Origin of the sequence: Mesorhizobium jarvisii (assembly GCF_003601985.1) — a bacterium.
GTDB classification, from domain to species: Bacteria; Pseudomonadota; Alphaproteobacteria; order Rhizobiales; family Rhizobiaceae; genus Mesorhizobium; species Mesorhizobium jarvisii.
In genome coordinates this window covers 12,602-31,392 of record NZ_QZXA01000016.1, presented here as the reverse complement: position 1 = coordinate 31,392, position 18,791 = coordinate 12,602, and the positions used below count along the sequence as shown (strand labels likewise).

The window sequence follows — 18,791 nt, the reverse complement described above, 5'->3', positions numbered from 1 at the left end:
CGACCGGATAGTTAATCGATGGTTAATGGCAGCGCTTGCCATGCCTCCCCGATCAGGATGTTTCGCCTCGGCGTTTTCTGCCGCGCAATAGCCGCAAAGCTGCCCGATGGCTGCCTGGCCTGTTGATCCGCCACGAAGAAAGGTTCTGTCATGCGGTTGGTCTGGACGGTCATGTTTGCCCTTGCGAGCAGTGCTGCCTTCGCCGCCTCGCCCGAGGACGATTATATAGCCGCGCGCGACAAGGCGATTGCCGACATCGCGGCGATGGAGAGCACGAACGCACCGGTGGAGACGCTCGATGCGGCCAATGAAAAGGCCCGCGCCGATCTCGAAAAGCGGCTTTCCGCCCTGCTCGGGCCTTTCACAGTCAAGGATTTTCCGGCCGCCGGCAAGATCAACATCGAAAGCCTCAGTTCCTCCGATGTCGGCTTCGGCATGCTGGACGGGCTGCGCCACGGCACCGAGGATGGTCCCAGCATCGTGGCCTCGACGCGCGGGCTGGTCGAGCACTGGCTTAAGTCGCGCGCCGCCGAGACGGACGCCGATCTCAAACTGCCCACCAGCTTCGACGCGGCGCTGAAGCTCGATGCCTTCTACACCCAAGCCATCGGCAGCGACGCCGCCTTCACCGGCACGCTCGACTTCGCGCTCAAGAAGCCTGACGGCGCCGACATGGCGATCGCCCGCCTCGGCGGCTGGGCACAGGATATCGGACCGAACTCCGACCAGGAGGTCGTCGTCACAGTCGTCAAGGGCAACAGCGTCCTGATCGCCGAAGCGCCCGCGACACCGCCCGTCCCCAAGATCGCAACCTGCGACGCGGCGTGGACCGCCGCCGACGCCGCCGCCCAAAAACTCGCCAAGCAGGCCACCGACGACAGCGACGAAAACACATCCGACGCCGCCAACGCCGCCTGGACGAAAGGCGACAACGACTTCCGCGCCTGCATGGGCAAGAGCCTGCCGGATACCCCGGCCTACCCCGCCCTGCTCGCCCAGGCGCAGGCGCTGGCGGATCACATGGCGGGGAAGTAGGCGCGACGCTGACGCTGCCGATCTCCCCCCTCGTGGGGGAGATGACCGGCGGGGCAGAGGGGGGCGCTGACCCGCCGACGTCTCATAGCGTTGGATTGCTGTACCCTTTGGAAGAAGCGGTCACCGCTGAGCCCAGCAAATAGGCAAGGCCGAGTTCCTTCACGCCCCCCTCTGGCCTGCCGGCCATCTCCCCCACGAGGGGGGAGATCGATAGTCTCGCCCGCAGGCGCCCTCTTGTCGCCTTCGCATCCCACCACCATATCGTCGGCGCGCTGGCACACTGAACGCAGTTGCCAGCACCGCAAAAAATGGTTGAAAGGAAAGTCCCGAACGCGCCCGGCGCGGCGTGCGGATGAACAGCATGGGAAAATCTAGATGACGACGGACACGAAAGCGACGGAAACCAGGGCATTCGAGGCGGATGTTTCGCGGCTGCTGCACATGATGGTGCATTCGGTCTATTCCGATAAGGACGTGTTCCTGCGCGAGCTGATCTCCAACGCCGCCGACGCTTGCGAGAAGCTGCGTTTCGAGGCCGTCAGCCACCCCGAATTGCTGGGCGACGATCCCAAGCCGCGCATTTCAATTTCGGCCGATCCGGACAACAAAGAGATCACCGTCGAGGACAATGGCATCGGCATGAGCCGCGACGACATGGCCGAGGCGCTGGGCACGATCGCCCGCTCGGGCACGCGCGCCTTCATCGAGCGCGTCGGCTCAGGCACGGAGGACACGCAACTCATCGGCCAGTTCGGCGTCGGCTTCTATTCCGCCTTCATGGTGGCCGATCGCGTCGATGTCATCAGCCGCCTCGCCGGAAGCGAGGAAGCCTGGCGCTGGTCATCCGACGGCAAGGGTTCGTATGAGATCGCGCCGGCCCCTCTTGAAGCCGCACCGAAGCGAGGCACCCGCGTCGTGCTGCATCTGATGGACGACGCCGTATCCTACACCGGGTCCTACCGGCTGGAGCAGCTGGCCAAGTCGCAATCGGGCCATGTGCCGGTGCCGATCACGCTCGTCGAAAAGCCAGGCGCCGAGGCGCGCGACATCGCCGATGGCACGGCTCTCTGGGTGCGGCCGAAGAGCGAGATCAAGCCAGAGGAATACACCGATTTCTACCGCAGCGTCGCCGGCCAGTATGACGAGCCGGCCGCCACCATCCATTTTCGCGCCGAGGGGCGGCAGGAATACTCCGTGCTCGCTTTCGTGCCCGGCTCGCGGCCGTTCGATCTGTTCGACCAGGACCGCAAGGGCCGCATGAAGCTCTATGTGCGCCGCGTCTTCATCACCGACGATGCCGACCTTCTGCCGCGCTATCTGCGCTTCGTGCGTGGGCTGGTCGATTCCGCCGACCTGCCGCTCAACGTCTCGCGCGAGATGATCCAGGAAAGCCCGCTGCTGGCCTCCATCCGCAAGGGCCTGACCAACCGCGTGCTCGGCGACCTCGCCAAGCTGGCCGAGAACGAGGCCGAAGCCTATGCCAAGATTTGGGAGAATTTCGGCGTCGTCCTGAAGGAAGGGCTCTACGAGGATTACGAGCGGCGCGAGCAATTGCTGAAGCTCGCCCGCTTCCATTCGACCGCCTCGGGCGAAGGCTGGCGCGGCCTTGCCGACTATGTCGCGGCGATGAAGGAAGGCCAGAAAGCGATCTTCTTCATGGCCGGCGACGACCGCGCCCGGCTCGAAGCCTCGCCGCAGCTCGAAGGGTTCAAGGCGCGCGGCATCGAGGTGCTGCTCTTGACCGACCCCGTCGACAGTTTCTGGGTGACGATGGCGCCGGACTTCGACGGCAAGCCGTTCAAGTCGGTGACGCAAGGCGTCGCCGACCTGTCCGACATCCCGCTGCTCGACGACGCCAAGAAGCCGGATGTGACGGCAGCGCCCGAGGTCGACGGCTTCCTGGCCTTCGTCAAATCGGCGCTTGGCGATGCCGTCTCGGATGTGAAGGCCTCCGACCGCCTGACCGAGAGCGCCGTCTGCCTGGTCGCTCCGGAGCATGGTCCCGACCGGCAGTTCGAGCGGCTGATGAACGCCGCCGGCCGCCTCGACAAGGCGGCCAAGCCCATCCTGGAGATCAATCCACGCCATGAGCGCGTGCTGGCGCTGGCCGGCCTCGGCGACGAGGACCAGGCCTTCAAGGACGACGCGGCCCATCTTCTCTACGACGAGGCGCGCGTGCTCGACGGCGACAAGCCGGCCGACGCCAGGGCATTCTCCGAGCGCCTGGCACGGCTGATCGCACGCGGCATCGCGAAGGGCTGAGCTTCGCCTACCGAAGCCGCTGCGATGCCGTCCGCCGACAGTGTTTCCGGCGGCGATCGCAGCCGGCGACGCGCCCGATGTCCGCTGGCTCAATCGCCTGGTGTAGACATCGGGCCATCAATCACCCAATCTTGGCCCGGGAACAAGACAGGCGCTTCAAAGAAAGCGCACCGGGTGCTCATGAAACGACGATGGACATTGTATGATCCACGGCTGGCATGGCTTCTGGTCGCGCCGGTGCTGCTGCTGCTGATCTTCTTCCTGGTGCTGCCGATCGCAGTGATGGCGGCCTACACCTTCTTCACTTTCGTCACCGCCGGCGTGGAAACCAGCGCACTGACGACGGCGAACTGGCACGAATTCCTGACCGACAGCTATTATGCGGGCTTCCTCTTGAAGACGCTGCGGGTCGGCGCCATCACGGCGCTGCTCTGCGGGGTGCTGGGTTATTTCCCGGCCTATTTCATCTGGGCGACGACCTTCAAGCACAAGTGGCTGTTGCTGCTTTTGCTCATCGTGCCGTTCTGGATCAGCTTCACCATCCGCACCTTTTCCTGGATCAACATCCTGGGCGAACAGGGCGTCATCAATGTCGCGCTGCTGAAGCTGGGCATCATCAGCGAGCCGCTGCCGATGCTCTACAATGAGGGCGCGGTCATCCTCGGCATGCTGCACTTCCTGCTGCCCTACATGATCCTCAACGTCTATGTCAGCCTCGAGGGTATCGACCGCACCCTGATTTCGGCGGCCCGCTCGATGGGCTGCACCAGCGCGCAGGCGTTCCGCGAGGTCACGCTTCCGCTTTCGCTGCCGGGCCTCGCGGCGGGCCTGCTGCTCTGCTTCGTGCTCGCCGCCGGCAGCTATGTCACGCCACAGCTGCTCGGCTCCGGCCGCGACGCACTGTTCGGCAATCTGATCTACGACACCATCATGAGCGAGCTGAACTGGCCGATGGGCGCCACGCTTTCGATCGTGCTGTTCCTCGTGCTCGGCTTCTTCGCCGCCATCTACACGCGCTTCATGGGCATGTCGCAAATCGTCAAAGGGTTGGGCGGATGAAGGCGCGGCGCAAAGAGGAAGGCAGATGGGCCTGGCGGTTGACCGGCCTCGTCACGGTCTGCGTCTACATCTTCATGTTCGCGCCGATCGTGGCGACGGTGATCCTGTCGTTCAACGCCTCGATGTTCGGCGGCTTCCCGATGACCGGCTTCAGCCTGCAATGGTACGGCAAGCTGATGGCCAACGAGCCGGTGCTGGCCGCCTTCCGCACCTCGCTGTGGATCGCGCTGGTCACATCAGCCGTCACCACGGCCATCGGCGTCGTCACCTCGTTTGCGCTGGTGCGCTTCGAATTCCGCGGCAAGCAGGCGCTGAGCACGCTGGTGATCCTGCCGGCGCTGGTGCCGGAGACCATCCTCGGCGTCGGCCTTCTGGTGCTGATCAAGGCGGTCGACCAGCCGCGGACCATGCTTCTGCTGGTGCTCGGCCACATCCTGCTCGCCGTGCCCTATGTGGTGCTGATCACCCAAGCGCGCATGGTCGGCATCCGCCGCGTCTATGAGGAGGCGGCGCTCTCGCTCGGCGCCTCGCGCTTCTCGTCCTTCCGCGAGATCACGCTGCCGCTGCTTATCCCTGCCGTCGTCGGCGGCGCGCTGCTCGCCTTCACCATCTCGTTCGACAACACCTCGGCCAGCCTGTTCTGGCGGCCGGCGGGCGTCGAGACCATGCCCACCCAGATCCTGTCGATGCTCAAGATCTCGATCAGCCCGGAAATCAATGCGCTCGGCACCGTGATGATCCTGGTGACCGTCGGCATCCCGCTGCTCGGCGGCCTGATCCTGCAAAGCCTGACCAGATTGAAACGACGCGACGAACCAAAGGAGGAAGCACGATGAAATTGTCCAACGGCAAGCGGCTTGAACGGCTGCACGATAGGTATCAAAACGGCGATCTCAGCCGCCGCACTTTCCTGACGCTGACCGCCGCCGCAGCGGCCGCGGTCGGTCTCGACATGCCCTGGATGCGGCAGGCGCTCGCCGCGGTCGAGGAGGTTCGCTTCGACGGCTGGGGCGGCACGGTGCAGGACGCGATCGACAAATATGCCTTCAAGCCCTACACGGCCAAGACCAAGATCAAGGTGGTCCAGGGCACGTTCGGCGACGAGGACGAGATCATCACCAAGATCAAGACCGCCAAGCCCGGCGACTACCAGGTCATCCATTCCTCCGGCGTCAACTACTACATCAAATATGTGAACGGCGGCCTGACCTCGGAGATCAACGAGGCCAACATTCCCAACATGGCCAATGTGTTGCAGCCGATGATCGATCCGTTCCGCAAGCTGACGCCGAAACTCTCGGCCGTGCCTTACGACTACGGCACGACCGGCATCGCCTACAACACCAAGGTGATCTCGCCCGAGGAAGCCAAGGAAAAGGGCGCCGCCCTTTTGCTCGACAAGAAATATGCCGGCAAGGTCGGCGGCTATTCCGACATGACCACGCGCGTCTGGTACGCCGCGCTCGCCACCGGACAGGATCCCAACAACCTCAAGGACATGGATGCGATCTGGGCCAAGGTGCGCGAGACGCGCGACCTCGCCAAGAAATTCTGGAGTTCCGGCGCGGAGCTGATGGACCTGCTTTCCAAGGGTGAGATCGTGGTGACCGACGCCTGGTCCGGCCGCGTTGCAGCCTTGCAGGATCAGGGGCATCCGATCGGCTATCTCGACCCGGCCGGTTCCTATGCCTGGATGGAGGACATGCTGATCCTGAAAGGCTCGCCAATGGCCGAGTGCGAGGAGTTGATCAACTTCATGCTCGACCCGGCGACCGCCATCGCGGTGGCCGAAGGCCAGAGCTATCCGCCGTCGCTCGATCCGACGAAGGTCAAGCTCACCGAGAAGATCGAGAAGCTGCCGGCCTTCGACAAGACCGGCACGATGAAGTCGCTGACCTTCGCCGACCCGGTCTACTGGGCGACTAACGAGGACGCCTGGACCAAGCAGTGGAACAGGATCTCGAAAGGTGCCTGACAGAAACGACCTTTCAGAAGTGCCCCGGCCGGAAGCGGCCGGGGTGGCAAGGCCCGGCGCGGGCGCACCCGCTCCGGGCGGCAGCGCCAGGGCCGGCCAGGCGGCGGTCGAGTTCCGCGACATCGACATTGCCTATGGCAAGTTCGTGGCCGTGCGCGATTTCTCGCTGTCGATCGCCAAGGGCAGCTTCGTCACCTTGCTCGGGCCTTCGGGCTGCGGCAAGACCACGATCCTGCGCTCCATCGCCGGCCTGGTCGACATTTCGGGCGGCCAGATCATGATCGACGGGCGCCGGGTCGACGACGTGCCGATCTATAAACGCAATATCGGTCTGGTCTTCCAGAGCTATGCGCTGTTCCCGCACAAGAACGTCTTCGACAATGTCGCCTTCGGCCTGAAGTACCGCAACGTGCCGAAGCCGGAGATCGCCCGCAAGGTCGGCCAGGCGCTCGAAATGGTGCGGCTGCCGGGCAGCGAGAAGAAGCTGCCGTCGCAGCTGTCGGGCGGGCAGCAGCAGCGCATCGCGCTCGCCCGCGCCATCGTCTTCGAGCCGCAGGTGCTGCTGCTCGACGAGCCGCTGTCGGCGCTGGACGCGAACATGCGCGAGGAGATGCGCGTCGAGATCAAGAAGATCCAGAAGGAAACCGGCATCACCGCCATCTTCGTCACCCACGACCAGGAGGAAGCGCTCTCCATGTCGGATCGCATCGTGGTGATGAACGCCGGCGCGGTGGAGCAGATCGGAACCCCGCAGGAGGTCTATGAAACGCCCGCCACGGCCTTCGTCGCCGACTTCCTCGGCAAGGCCAACATGCTGGCCGGGACCGTGAGCCGGTCCGGCCAGGCAATGGCGGTGGTGCTTGCCACCGGCCAGACGGTCGAGGTGGCCTGTCCAAGGCCGCTTGCGCAGGGCAGCAAGGTCACTGTCGTGCTGCGGCCGCAGAAACTGTCGGTCGGCGCGGCGGCAAGCGCCAACAGGCTGTCCGGCCGTGTCGTCTCGGCCTCGTATCTGGGCGGCAGCGCCATCTACGAGATCGACATCGGCGGCAAGACCAGCATCCGCGCCAACGCGCCGATCACCGGCCGCGTCCTTAGCGAAGGCGAGGCGATCGACCTCGGCTTCGATCCCGAAGGCTGCGTTCTGCTCGACGAGGACGGTCAGCGCATTTCGTGATGCGGATAGTTGGCAGGAAGGCCTTGAACACTTCTGACTTGCAAATTGATTGAGATGAGCCTTTCAGCGGTCGTTTACAAAGCTATGTTGGCCCTGGAACAGGAGTTTCCCGGATATCGCTTTGAGCGTGAGCCGATCTCGGGAGAATGCGAGGTCGTTTATCCAGATAGCGCGCGCGTCTCCTGGGATGCCGCCAAAGCGTGTGAGCGACTCCTCGGCAACATCTCTCATATCGGCGTCCTTCGGGGCAGGATTGCTCGACATCTCGGCAAGGCATCGGCGCTTGAGCGGCTTGTTCTCTACTCTGGCAGCCATGCCGGAGACGTAATTGAGGAAACGGGATTCGGCGAGATCGAGGAGGAACTGGATCTCCTTGAAATCAGTCCCGACGAACACCTCAGGGGATTTGTCGGTGCATTGCGCGCACTGATCGGCGCGGCGCGGCAGGAGCGTAACCCGATCGTGTTTGTGTAAGCCTAGACTAAACCTGCGGTTCCGCTTCCGATCCTGGGCTTTGTAAGCCAAGTCGTCTCGGTCTCGAAAGGCCTGGCCTTTGTCTTGGTGCACCCCAGCTCGCCTTTGAAGCGGCTTGCCTTGGCATGCGCGAAAGCGAGAGTGGTTCAGGCGCAGCTGAGGTGGCGCTACGCGGCCGGCCTCATTGCCCCGCCGCGACGCTCGCCAGGCGGTTGGGATGCCTGAGATGGGTCGGCGAAATGCCTGTCTGCTGGCGGAAGACGCGGCTGAAATGGCCGGCATTGGTGAAGCCGCAGCGATAGGCGATGTCGCCGATCTGCAGGTCGCTGCCTTCCAGCAGCGACTTCGCATGATGCACCCTGAGTGCCAGATAGGCCGCCATCGGACCGATGCCGAGTTCGGTGCCGAAAAGTCGTTCGAGCTGGCGCCGTGAGCAATTCAGCCGGGTTGCGATCTCGCCGATGGACAGCGTCTCCTGCAGGTTGCTCTCCATCAACAGCAAAGCGCGCTTGACCGCCCGGCTCGACGCCGCCGGAAACAGGTCGCCGACGGGCTGCACGTCCCGGCTGCTCCTGATGCGGTCGAGCACCAGGATCTTGGCGGCCTTTTCCGCCGCCTTCTGGCCGATGAACTGCGACACGAAATAGCCGGCGAGGTCGGCCGCCCCCGTGCCGCCGGCGCAAGTCGAGCGGCCACGGTCGACGGAAAACAGGCTGTCGGCATGGGCGTTGACATCGGGGAACTGGTTGCGGAAATCCTTGATGTGGAACCAGCTGACGGCGGCGGCGTAGCCGTCGAGTAGGCCGTAGCGCGCCAGCACGAAGCTTCCGGTGCAGAGCGCCGTCAGCGGCACCCCCTTCTCGGCCGCCCGCAACAGGAACGCTTCCTTGTCGGAACTCAGGCTGCGGTTGGTGTCGAGCAGACCGCCGACCACGACGATATTGTCGAAATCCTCCGGATTGCCGATCCCCTTTGTCGGCAGCAATTCGACGCCGCAGCTTGCCCGGATCGGCAGGCCGCGTTCGCCGACGATCTCCCAGTCGAACTCGATCCTGCGGCTGCGGTCGCCCTCATCGCCCGCCAGCCGCAGCGTGTCGATGAACAGCGACAGCGGCGACAGCGTGAAGTCGCGCACCAGGAGAAACGCAAACCGCCTTGCCATTATACTTCCGCAACTCGTTCGCCCGCCTTAGCCGATGCCGCAACTTACCACCAGCCTGGAAGGGCAAATTTAAGCGTTTTCTACTACAGTCGTTCGATGAGCTACAGTTCAGGAAAGGTATCCGGGTCGAATTGGCCATCACTGGATTCAGCCTCGGCCGCGTGAGACGGGCCGTCTTTTCTTCCGCCAACTTGCCGGCGGCGATAGCTTTTGTCGTGCTTCTGGTCTGCTCAATCGTTGCCGACCAGCAGAACAGGAGGGTCTCCGACCAACTGGCGCGCGCCGATGTGCTGGCCAAGGTCAACATCATCCGCGCCAAGCTCGAAGGCAACATTAACGGCAATCTTCAGCTTGTTCAGGGGTTGGTCTCGGCCATCAATACCGAACCTTATATGGGCCAGCAGAGATTTGCCTCGCTTGCCGGAAATCTGTTCCAGCAGAAATCGCAATTGCGCAACATTGCCGGCGCGCCCGACCTGGTCATCTCGCTGATGTACCCGATGGAAGGCAACGAGAAGGCCATTGGGCTCGATTACCGCAAGAACGAAGCGCAGCGCATGGCGGCGCTGCGGGCGCGCGACCAGCGGGTCCTGGTGTTTGCCGGTCCGGTCGACCTCGCCCAGGGCGGGCGCGGCTTCATCGGCCGCATTCCGGTGTTCGTGCCGACGGCGGGCGGCGGCGACCGTTTCTGGGGCATCGTCTCGGCGGTCGTCGATGTCGACCGACTCTACGCGGCGAGTGGGTTGACCGATCCGGATCTCGACATCGATGTCGCGCTCACCGGTAAGGATGCGCTGGGCGGTGGCGGCGAACGTTTTTTCGGCGGCGGCAATGTCATAGCCGGAAATCCCGTATCGGCCGATGTGCAGCTGCCGTCGGGCTCCTGGCAGATTTCCGCCATACCCAAGGCCGGCTGGCCGGCGGCTCCGAAAAACGAGTGGGCCTTGCGGTCGCTCATGTTGCTCGCCGGAGCGCTGGTGGTGCTGCCGATCATGGTGGCCGGTCGGCTGTTCGGCGAAAGGCAGAAAAACTACGCCGAGTTGAGGCGCCTGTCCGGGCGCCTGGAGCTGGCGCTGGAAGCCTCTGGTATCGGCGTTTGGGAACACGATCTCACCACCAACGAAATGGTGTGGGATGACCGCGTCAACGAGATCTACGGCAAGTCAGCCGACGGCAGGCCGCGCGGCTATGATGACTGGGCGCAGGCGATCCATCCTGAAGATCTCGCGCGGGCGAGACAGGACTTCGATCTCGCCGCGGCCAAACAAGGCCCCTATTCCTCACAATACCGGCTGCTGCGCCCCGACGGCACCGTCCGCCATGTGCGCACGCGCGCGACCTACTTCCAGGACATCGGCGGAACGCCCAAGCTGATCGGCGCCGAATGGGACGTGACCAGCGACGTGCTGCTCAACGAAAACCTCATTCGCGAACGCCAGTTGACGGAATCGAAGAACGCCGAGCTCAATCTCGCCAAGGCACATATCGAGTATGCGGCGCTGCACGATTCGCTGACCGGCCTTCCCAACCGCCGCTATCTCGATGAACTTCTGGCCGAGATCGGCGAACCGGACCGGCGCACGGCACTGCTGCATCTCGACCTCGACCGCTTCAAGCAGATCAACGATACGCTCGGCCACGCTGCGGGCGATGCCATGCTGGTGCATGCCTCCAAGGTCATCCAGGCCAATGCGGGCGGTGACGATTTCGTTGCGCGCATCGGCGGCGACGAGTTCGTCGTGGTGAGCCATGGGCTTGACGATGACGGACTGTCGGCACTTGCCCACCGCATCATCGAGGAGATGCGCCAGCCTGTCGATTATCGCGGTCATCCGTGCCGTTTCGGGGTAAGCATCGGCATTGCCGCCAACGACGGCGTCGACGTGAAACAGTTGCTGGTCAACGCCGATCTCGCGCTCTATCGGGCCAAAAGCCGTGGCCGCAACCGTTACGAGTTCTTCAACGAGGAGCTGCAGAGCGAGATCGTGCGGACCAAGCAGATCGCCGACGAGATCCTGGGCGGGTTGGAGCGGAACGAATTCGTCGCCTACTATCAGCCGCAGTTCGACGCCAGCACGCTCGAGATCGTCGGCGTCGAGGCGTTGTCGCGATGGAAGCACCCGCGACGCGGCATCCTGGCCCCGGACGCCTATCTCAAGGTGGCCGAAGAACTCAATGTCGTGGCGCTGATCGACCGCATCGTCCTCAAACACGCGCTGGAGAATTTCGAGCGTTGGTCGCGCAGCCATCTCAACATCCCGCGCGTGTCGGTCAACGTCTCGGCCAGGCGGCTGGAGGACAGGGACCTGATCGAGGGTCTGCGCAAGCTCGCCATCAAGGCGGGAACGGTGTCGTTCGAACTGGTGGAGTCGATTTTCCTCGATGAAAACGACGACCTGGTCACGTGGAATATCGACCACATCAAGGAGCTCGGCATAGACATCGAGATCGACGATTTCGGCACTGGCCACGCCTCGATCGTCTCGCTGCTCAAATTGCGTCCGCGCCGCCTCAAGATCGACCGCCAACTGATCACACCCATCACCGGCTCAGTGGCGCAACGGCACCTTGTGGCGTCGATCATTGAGATCGGCAAATCGCTCGGCATCGAAGTGGTCGCCGAGGGCGTCGAGACGATGGAGCATGCGCGCATCCTCAAGGAACTAGGCTGCGACATCCTGCAGGGCTACCTTTTTGGCCGCCCGATGGAGGCCAAGGCCTTCAAGGCCTTCGCCCAGTCGCGCAAATGGCTGGCCGCGGGCTAGATGGAGCAGGCGGATCGCCTATGTCGCCGGGGATGCCACGGAGCGCCTGGGCCTGAGCGCCGTGCTCGCGCGCCCGGTGGCTTTGTCGCCTGGGCCGCTGATGGTGAGCCTGATCTGGAGGGCGCCGCTCAGGCCGCGTCGCGATGGTTCGGCGAACCCGGACAGGTGGCTGCGTATCCTGAAGGAACTGTTTGAGCCTGATTTCGGTTGTCTGCTGTACGAACTACCGTTCCACGAAGGCAGCTGATGAGCGAACATGAAACATGACAGACAAGAAGCGTGGTTCCCTGCGAAAGATCGTGAGCGGCATCGTTGCCGCAATTGCCACCGCTCCTGATCGCACATCCGAGCGCGACACCCCTAAAGAGTCAGTGGTCGCCGAATGGCCGCTGCCGCCATCGGCAACGCTTGGCTCCTCCATGCGCCTCAAGGGAATCGAACGTGAAGTTCGAGCCCGCCTGCCGTGGGTGGTGAGGAAGTTTGCCAAGGCCGAGACGGGCCGCATCGTCTTGCGCATGTTGAAAACCGACGCGGATGCGTTCCCGGCGGCCTCGGCAACCATCTCCAGGACACTGGAGGGGATCGAAGCCCTGCCCGTGCTTCCGCGCGAGGCAGAAGACATTCTCGCCATCTCGGCCCGCGAGCGTCACAAGTGGCTGAAGGACGGCCGCCTGAAGAGCATCGGCACCCGCACCGTCAAGATGCGCGGGCGGTCCAAGGCCGTCACCTTCCACGTCTTCGATCCACGCCACATCGAGGACATTCTCGATCGCGACTTGGCGAGCGCCTGGCGGGAGGAAGATGCGCGGGAAGTCACCGAGAACAGGCGGCGCGGCGCCGGCAAGGCCGCACTGACGCGCGCGGGAAACCGGGAGCCCAAGGCTCGCAGCGCCAGGAGTTTGGGAAAGGACGACGCTCCACCGCCAAAGCTCGAGGGCTGGGACACATTCGAGGCGGAAGGCCTGCTGCGCTAAAAACGAGGCAGCTTGTCGGGAACAGCCCCGGTCGTTCGTCCTCTGTGTGCAAGCGCAAGACCTGGACACTAACCCTTCGGAGCCTCTCATGATCCCCACCATCACCGCCTTTGAACGATCGCCCGATGGCGGCAAGGGACTGGCGCGCGATACGCGCGTGCGCTGGGCGCTCGAAGAAGTGGGGCAGCCCTATGAGGTTCGTCTCGTTTCCTTCGCCGGGATGAAGGCGCCGGGCCATCTGGCCATCCATCCGTTCGGCCAGATCCCCACCTATGAGGAAGGATCTCTGCGTCTGTTCGAGACCGGCTCGATCGTCTTTCATCTTGCCGAACGGCATGCGGGCCTGCTGCCCAGGGATCGCGATGCCCGCGCCCGTGCGATCACCTGGATGTTTGCCGCCCTCAACACCGTCGAGCCGCCCATCCTCGAATTGGTGACAGCAAGAATATTCGAAGCCGACAGGTCCTGGAGCGAGGAGCGCCTGCCGCTGGTCAAGGACCGTGTTCGCGCGCGGCTGGACCAGCTCTCGGTCTATCTGGGCGCCGCCGAGTGGCTCGATGGTGCGTTCAGCGCTGGCGATCTGCTGATGGTGTCGGTGCTGCTTCGGCTACGCATGTCAGGCATTCTGGACGAATATCAAAACCTGGATGCCTATGTGGCGCGCGGGGAAGCCCGGCCCGCTTATGCCAGGGCCTTCGCTGCGCAACTTGCGATCAACGCCGCATCATAAAGCCTCAGCCGGCAGCAGGCTGGAAGTCGGAATATCACCGAGCGTTCGACCACAGCAAACCGTCGCGATGCGGTCCGACCCGTGTCGAAACCAATCAGCGGTCCGGAGACCAGGCTCCCAGGCCCGCCATGTCAGTCAAGCGGATCGCGGCCAGGGTCTCGAGTTCCTTCGAGATCGGCGTGTGCCGGGTGCTCTGCGCTTCGGGTTCGCTCTTCGCGGTGGTGAAGCGGGCTTGGCCAATCATGGCTCGAACGGCGGTCAGCATGTGTCGATGTCCCTTCGCTTGTCCTGACGCTAAGAACTTGGCGAATGAATTTACGTTCCAAAGGCTGGTGACATAAAGCTCGAGTCCAGCGCTTCGAGGACTCACGACGGCTACGGATATTTCGCCTTTGCGCCCGGGCCTAGATCGCCCTGCAATTCCTTCGGCAAGGGCAGGCTCGAGCATTGCAGGTGCACGTCGCGGGCGTGAAGCTTCCGTTGCTTCTGCTCGGCCTCCTTTGTGGCCGCGATGATGCCTAAGCCGTACGGGCCAAGGGCCGCGAATTCCCAGCCCGGGTGCTGTTTTTCGCGAACCTCGTAGGCCGCCGCCGCCGCCCGCGCCTGCTGGCAATCCGGCGAGGCCCATTTCGGATCCTGCGGCGAAAGCGACGCGCCATAGTCGACCGGAGAGGTCGCACATCCGGCCACCGTCGCGGCCATTGCGACGGACACTGCAATTCGCATCGCAATTCTCATCCCGAAGCCTTTCTCGCTTTCCGCAGAACTCGCAGGCGTCGCGTCCGCGCCAATCACGTGTACGCGATGTCTCGCCGCAGCGCTTGCCATAGGCCTCGCTTCATGTCGATCTTCCCGCGGCCAGATTCAGGCCGCGTGCCTGGAACCAAATGACGGGCGAGACTGTTCCGTTGTAACTTTAACACAGCGCTGGCGCGCCCGGCCGGTTGGGCAAGCGGCGACTTTGAGGAGCTTTCATCATGAAAATTTCGTCCGGATTTCGTAGAATCGCGGTTGCCGCCATCGCCACCGCGGGCATCGGCTTTGCCAGCTCCGCGCATGCCGATAGCGGCACGATCCGCTTTGCCGTCTACAAGGCGGCCTTCTTCGTCGGCGGCTCCGGCGGCGAAGGCACGTTCACCTTCCACGGCAAAACCTATCCCATCTCGATCGGCGGCGTCTCGGGCGGCCTGGCCTTTGGCGTTTCAAAGACCTATTTCCGCGGCACCGTGCGGCACATCAGGCGCGTCCGCGATGTGACGGGGGTCTACGGTGCGGCGGGCGGCGGCGGCACGCTCGGCAAAGGCGCCCAGGTGATCGTCATGACCAATGACAGGGGTGCCCAGCTCGAACTCTCCGGCAAGCAGGTCGGGCTGCAGGTCAACGCCGATCTCAGCGGCTTGGCTATCTCGTTGAGGTAAGGGACCCATTCCTTCGACGCTAAGAGGTCGGACGGAAAATCCAGAAGGCGGCGTCGGCCCGACAGCCGCCTTTTCCCTGAGACGGACACGCTTTTGATCCAGACACGAGGTTGGACACATGGCGCTCAAACGGATGGACAATGTCGGAATCGTCGTCGATGACCTCGAAGAGACGATCGATTTCTTTCGCGAGCTCGGCCTCGAGCTCGAAGGGCGGGCCACGATCGAAGGCGAATGGGCCGGACGCGTCACCGGACTGGGCGATCAGCACGTCGAGATTGCCATGATGCGCACGCCGGACGGCCACAGCCGGCTCGAACTGTCCCGTTTCCTCACGCCGCCCGTCGTCGCGGATCACCGCAACGCCCCGGTCAACGCTCTGGGCTACCTGCGCGTCATGTTCACCGTGGACGACATCGACGATACGCTTGAAAGGCTTCGCAAGCACGGTGCGCGGCTCGCAGGCGAGGTCGTTCAGTACAAGGACGTGTACCGGCTCTGCTACATTCGCGGACCCGGAGACCTTCTCATCGGCCTCGCCCAGGAACTCGGCTGAGCGCACCAAGACGACAATGGCCAAGAGCGACCAATGCCGGCGGGCGGTCACAAAACGTCCTGGCGATGTCGAAGTGGTTGGTCCGCTCGCCCAGCACCAACAGGTTGGGCCGATCATTGCACGACAACGAATAGTTTGCGCCTATTCGGAAGAATTCGGAACAATTTACGGAGACCTTGATACGCCGATCCCAAGCTTCGCCAATCTGAGGCCAGCCGTCATGCCGACGGTGCAGCCCCAGGGAGAGCGTCATGGACATCGTCACATCAATTCCAGACACCGAAAGCGATCTGGCCGCAAGCAAGCGGGCAGCCTATGGGCCGCTTTTCAAGCTGCGCGGGCCACCCAGCTTCGAGAACCTCGAACAGGAGCGGCAGCACCGAAAGGAAAGGCTTGCCGCCGGCTTCCGTATATTCGCAGCATTGGGCTTCAGTGAAGGCGTTGCCGGGCATATCACGGCCCGCGACCCGGAATTTACCGATACATTCTGGGTCAATCCGTTCGGCATGCATTTTGCGCACATTACCGTCTCGGATCTTATTCGGGTCGACGGCGCCGGCGCCGTGGTCGAGGGCACGATGCCGGTCAATGTCGCCGCATTCGCCATTCATCACCAGATCCACGCGGCACGGCCGGATGTGGTGGCGGCAGCGCACGCCCATTCCATCTATGGCAAGGCCTGGTCGGCGGTCGGCCGGTTGCTCGATCCCATTACGCAGGACGCCTGCGCCTTCTATGAGGATCACGTCTTCTTCGACGACACGCGGGTGCTGGTCACCGAGGCGAGCGAGGCGGCGCGGATTGCCGAGTGCCTCGGCGGACACAAGGCGGCAATCCTGCGCAACCATGGCTTGCTGGCGGTTGGCCAGACCGTCGACGAGGCCGTCTGGTGGTTCATCTCGATGGAACGGTGTTGCCAGGCACAATTCCTCGCCGAAAGTGTGGGGATACCCCTGCAGGTCGACCCGGAAAACGCCAAAGCCGCCCGGGCGGTGAACGGCACGCCCCATGCCGGCTGGTTTCAATGCCAACCGCTGCACGACCGCATCCTCAGGCAGCAGCCTGAACTGCTTGGCTAGAGCAGAAGGCGGCACTTGGCCGACGAAGACCGAACATCCGCTTCAAACAGCCGGTCTATCCACGACCAGCCGTTTGGCTGCCTCGACCGCGGCGGTGCAATAGTCTCGGTCGCCATGGATCAGCAGCATGACCATCGCACCCTCTACCAGCAGGACCAGCTCACGCGCCCGCTCGCGCGGCGCTGCCACGTTCGCTTTGGCGAGAAGGGTTGCCAGTTGCTGTTCCATCAAGGCCTTGTGCTGGTGTGCCATCGAGCGTGCGGGATGCCCCGAGAGATCGGCAAGTTCGATTGCCAGCCGGGTAAATCCCGATCCCGCCCAGCGCGGTTTGGCCGACCACCTCGCCAGTCCGCCGAACAGCTTGTCGATCAGTTGCTCCGGACCGCCCGACAGGTCGATGCCATAGGTCTGGAACGCGCCGAACGCCCGCTCGTGCTGTGATGCAAGCACCGCGGTCAGCAACGCGTCCTTGCTGTCGAAATGATAGTAGAGCGTGCGCTTGGTGACGCCAGCGGTGCGCGCGATCTCGTCCATGCCGACGCGAAAGAATCCCCGGCGGCGAAAGAGCTTGTAAGCCGCCTGCAATATGTCTGGTCGGGTTTGGTCGGACGATCTGGGCACGGGGCTGAAGCCGATGAATGTATACTCGCTAGTGAGTTTACATCCGCGTGCACCCGGCATTCAATGCATCAGATATACCTAATATTCAATGGGAGGCGACGATGGACAGGCTGATCACGGCAGTCCCTGATCTAGGACAAATCAGTGAAGCTGCAGCGCTTCGCGACCGGTCCAAGGCGCGACCGGCCGCCTTGCCGCTGAAGACCATGACCTGCATCGAGGATCTGCGGCAGGCTGCCCGCCGCCGCGTTCCCCGGGCCTTTTTCGACTACGTCGAGGCAGGCGCCTACTCGGAACAAACCTTGCGCGCCAACAGAGCCGACCTGGAGCGCCTCACTTTTCGCCAGCGCGTGCTGGTCGACGTTTCGCAACGGGATACCGCAACAACGATCCTTGGCGAGAAGGTTTCATTGCCAATAGCGCTGGCGCCGATCGGCCTTGGCGGGATGCAATGGGCCAACGGCGAGATCCATGCGTGTCGCGCCGCGCAGGCGGCCGGCGTCCCCTATACGCTTGCAACGATGGCGATCTGCTCGATCGAGGACGTTGCCGAGGCGGTCGAGAAGCCGTTCTGGTTCCAGCTCTATGTGATGAAAGACCGTGGCTTCGTGCGCTCGCTCGTCGAGCGGGCGCTCGCTGCCCGTTGCAGCGCGCTGGTGCTCACCGTCGACCTGCAGGTGCTGGGACAGCGGCACGTCGACGTCAAAAATGGGCTTTCGGTTCCGCCGGCGCTGAAACTGCGAAATCTACTCGACATGGCGACCAAGCCCGGCTGGACCCGGCGAATGCTGGCTGCCAAACGCTGGACGTTCGGTAATCTCGCCGGCCATGTAAAAGGCCAGCAAGGCGTCAGGGAAGTCGCGGACTGGGTGTCGCATCAGTTCGATCCCGCGCTGAACTGGAATGACATCGAGTGGGTCAGGAGCATCTGGCCGGGCAAGCTGATCATCAAGGGTATTCTCGACGTGGAGGATGCGCGCATCGCCAGCAAGGCCGGTGCAACCGCCATCGTCGTTTCCAATCATGGCGGCCGGCAGCTGGATGGCGCGCCATCGACGATCTCCAGGCTGCCGAAGATTGTTGAAGCGGTGGGATCACAAACCGAGGTGCTGTTCGATGGCGGCGTGCGGTCAGGCCAGGATGTCATGCGCGCGCTCGCTCTTGGCGCCAGAGGCTGCCTGGTCGGTCGAGCCTATATTTACGGCCTCGGTGCCGGCGGAGAGGCCGGCGTGGCGACCGCCATCGACATCCTTCGCAAGGAATTGTCCGTCACCATGGCGCTGACAGGCACGACAAGCATCGACGAAGTCGACGAGCGGGTGCTGAACTAGTCAGGTCGGTCCGGGCGCCTTGGCATTCGCGGCGCTTCTGACAGGCGATGTAGTCCGCCATATAGCGGTCGAGAGCGGCGCGGAATTCTTCCTCGCGCGGACACTTGCTGCTCGTTGGAACCGTTTGGCTGGCCTCGGTCTCAAACCCGATACGGTCAAAAACAAGTGCGGTCATT

Annotated in this window: 19 protein-coding genes and 1 pseudogene; 15 read left to right on the top strand and 5 right to left on the bottom strand. The window is 63.4% G+C overall.

Going from position 1 to position 18,791, the window contains the following annotated elements; translation table 11 throughout:
- Positions 1 to 11: 11 nt before the first annotated feature.
- Positions 12 to 173 (bottom strand): hypothetical protein, encoded by a 162-nt coding sequence (locus tag D3242_RS33725; protein ID WP_167470471.1) that lies wholly within the window; start codon positions 171 to 173, stop codon positions 12 to 14.
- Here D3242_RS33725 and D3242_RS29665 point away from each other — a divergent pair.
- The 7 genes from D3242_RS29665 to D3242_RS33400 all read left to right on the top strand — a co-directional run bounded on the left by D3242_RS29665 (position 172) and on the right by D3242_RS33400 (position 7,979).
- Entirely contained in the window at positions 172 to 1,035 is an 864-nt protein-coding gene (locus D3242_RS29665) for a hypothetical protein (protein ID WP_223217903.1), read from the top strand. The genes D3242_RS33725 and D3242_RS29665 overlap by 2 nt on opposite strands.
- Before the next feature lie 375 nt (positions 1,036 to 1,410).
- The gene (htpG, locus tag D3242_RS29660) at positions 1,411 to 3,297 is read left to right on the top strand and encodes a molecular chaperone HtpG (RefSeq protein ID WP_064981932.1); all 1,887 of its coding nucleotides are present in this window, start codon (positions 1,411 to 1,413) and stop codon (positions 3,295 to 3,297) included.
- A 180-nt stretch (positions 3,298 to 3,477) separates the two neighbouring features.
- Positions 3,478 to 4,356: an ABC transporter permease gene (locus tag D3242_RS29655; RefSeq protein WP_064981933.1), complete on the top strand. Its 879-nt coding sequence runs from the start codon at positions 3,478 to 3,480 to the stop codon at positions 4,354 to 4,356.
- Entirely contained in the window at positions 4,353 to 5,192 is an 840-nt protein-coding gene (locus D3242_RS29650; protein WP_064981935.1) for an ABC transporter permease, read from the top strand. Before D3242_RS29655 ends, D3242_RS29650 begins: the two co-directional genes overlap by 4 nt.
- A complete protein-coding gene (locus tag D3242_RS29645; protein WP_010910608.1) occupies positions 5,189 to 6,331 on the top strand; it encodes an ABC transporter substrate-binding protein in 1,143 nt (380 codons plus the stop codon). Before D3242_RS29650 ends, D3242_RS29645 begins: the two co-directional genes overlap by 4 nt.
- Positions 6,324 to 7,505 carry an ABC transporter ATP-binding protein gene (locus tag D3242_RS29640; RefSeq protein WP_196774178.1) on the top strand — a complete coding sequence of 394 codons (1,182 nt, stop codon included), beginning with the start codon at positions 6,324 to 6,326 and terminating at the stop codon, positions 7,503 to 7,505. The genes D3242_RS29645 and D3242_RS29640 overlap by 8 nt, the downstream gene beginning before the upstream one ends.
- A 45-nt stretch (positions 7,506 to 7,550) precedes the next feature.
- A complete protein-coding gene (locus tag D3242_RS33400; RefSeq protein ID WP_147377507.1) occupies positions 7,551 to 7,979 on the top strand; it encodes a hypothetical protein in 429 nt (142 codons plus the stop codon).
- Positions 7,980 to 8,160: 181 nt separating this feature from the next.
- On the opposite strand, the gene D3242_RS29630 is transcribed toward D3242_RS33400, so the two are convergent.
- On the bottom strand, positions 8,161 to 9,141 hold the full coding sequence (locus tag D3242_RS29630; RefSeq protein ID WP_064981938.1) for a GlxA family transcriptional regulator: 981 nt from the start codon (positions 9,139 to 9,141) through the stop codon (positions 8,161 to 8,163).
- Positions 9,142 to 9,302: 161 nt separating this feature from the next.
- On the opposite strand from D3242_RS29630, the gene D3242_RS29625 reads away from it, so the two are divergent.
- The 4 genes and pseudogenes from D3242_RS29625 to D3242_RS29610 all read left to right on the top strand — a co-directional run bounded on the left by D3242_RS29625 (position 9,303) and on the right by D3242_RS29610 (position 13,610).
- Positions 9,303 to 11,906, top strand: coding sequence for a bifunctional diguanylate cyclase/phosphodiesterase (locus D3242_RS29625; RefSeq protein ID WP_171880371.1), 2,604 nt, complete (start codon positions 9,303 to 9,305; stop codon positions 11,904 to 11,906).
- A pseudogene (locus tag D3242_RS34180) lies at positions 11,902 to 12,101 on the top strand (aromatic-ring hydroxylase C-terminal domain-containing protein); the annotation flags it as partial. The gene D3242_RS29625 and the pseudogene D3242_RS34180, both read left to right, overlap by 5 nt.
- 68 nt (positions 12,102 to 12,169) lie before the next feature.
- Positions 12,170 to 12,880 carry a hypothetical protein gene (locus tag D3242_RS29615; RefSeq protein WP_081295944.1) on the top strand — a complete coding sequence of 237 codons (711 nt, stop codon included), beginning with the start codon at positions 12,170 to 12,172 and terminating at the stop codon, positions 12,878 to 12,880.
- Between the two features lie 88 nt (positions 12,881 to 12,968).
- The gene (locus tag D3242_RS29610) at positions 12,969 to 13,610 is read left to right on the top strand and encodes a glutathione S-transferase family protein (RefSeq protein WP_064981940.1); all 642 of its coding nucleotides are present in this window, start codon (positions 12,969 to 12,971) and stop codon (positions 13,608 to 13,610) included.
- Between the two features lie 94 nt (positions 13,611 to 13,704).
- Here the strand turns inward: D3242_RS29610 and D3242_RS33720 are convergent, their stop codons facing one another.
- Positions 13,705 to 13,875 (bottom strand): hypothetical protein, encoded by a 171-nt coding sequence (locus tag D3242_RS33720; protein ID WP_019859486.1) that lies wholly within the window; start codon positions 13,873 to 13,875, stop codon positions 13,705 to 13,707.
- A 110-nt stretch (positions 13,876 to 13,985) separates the two neighbouring features.
- Positions 13,986 to 14,336 carry a hypothetical protein gene (locus tag D3242_RS29605; RefSeq protein WP_064981942.1) on the bottom strand — a complete coding sequence of 117 codons (351 nt, stop codon included), beginning with the start codon at positions 14,334 to 14,336 and terminating at the stop codon, positions 13,986 to 13,988.
- 251 nt (positions 14,337 to 14,587) lie between these two features.
- Here D3242_RS29605 and D3242_RS29600 point away from each other — a divergent pair, with 251 nt between their 5' ends.
- The 3 genes from D3242_RS29600 to D3242_RS29590 all read left to right on the top strand — a co-directional run bounded on the left by D3242_RS29600 (position 14,588) and on the right by D3242_RS29590 (position 16,663).
- Positions 14,588 to 15,028: a lipid-binding SYLF domain-containing protein gene (locus D3242_RS29600; RefSeq protein WP_064981943.1), complete on the top strand. Its 441-nt coding sequence runs from the start codon at positions 14,588 to 14,590 to the stop codon at positions 15,026 to 15,028.
- A gap of 118 nt (positions 15,029 to 15,146) precedes the next feature.
- Positions 15,147 to 15,584 (top strand): VOC family protein, encoded by a 438-nt coding sequence (locus D3242_RS29595; RefSeq protein WP_064981945.1) that lies wholly within the window; start codon positions 15,147 to 15,149, stop codon positions 15,582 to 15,584.
- Between the two features lie 251 nt (positions 15,585 to 15,835).
- Positions 15,836 to 16,663, top strand: a complete 828-nt coding sequence (locus D3242_RS29590; protein WP_196774179.1) for a class II aldolase/adducin family protein — start codon at positions 15,836 to 15,838, stop codon at positions 16,661 to 16,663.
- Positions 16,664 to 16,705: 42 nt separating this feature from the next.
- Here the strand turns inward: D3242_RS29590 and D3242_RS29585 are convergent, their stop codons facing one another.
- Positions 16,706 to 17,344 (bottom strand): TetR/AcrR family transcriptional regulator, encoded by a 639-nt coding sequence (locus tag D3242_RS29585; protein WP_080643780.1) that lies wholly within the window; start codon positions 17,342 to 17,344, stop codon positions 16,706 to 16,708.
- Positions 17,345 to 17,481: 137 nt separating this feature from the next.
- On the opposite strand from D3242_RS29585, the gene D3242_RS29580 reads away from it, so the two are divergent.
- Positions 17,482 to 18,615 (top strand): alpha-hydroxy acid oxidase, encoded by a 1,134-nt coding sequence (locus D3242_RS29580; RefSeq protein ID WP_064981986.1) that lies wholly within the window; start codon positions 17,482 to 17,484, stop codon positions 18,613 to 18,615.
- Positions 18,616 to 18,791: the final 176 nt, after the last annotated feature.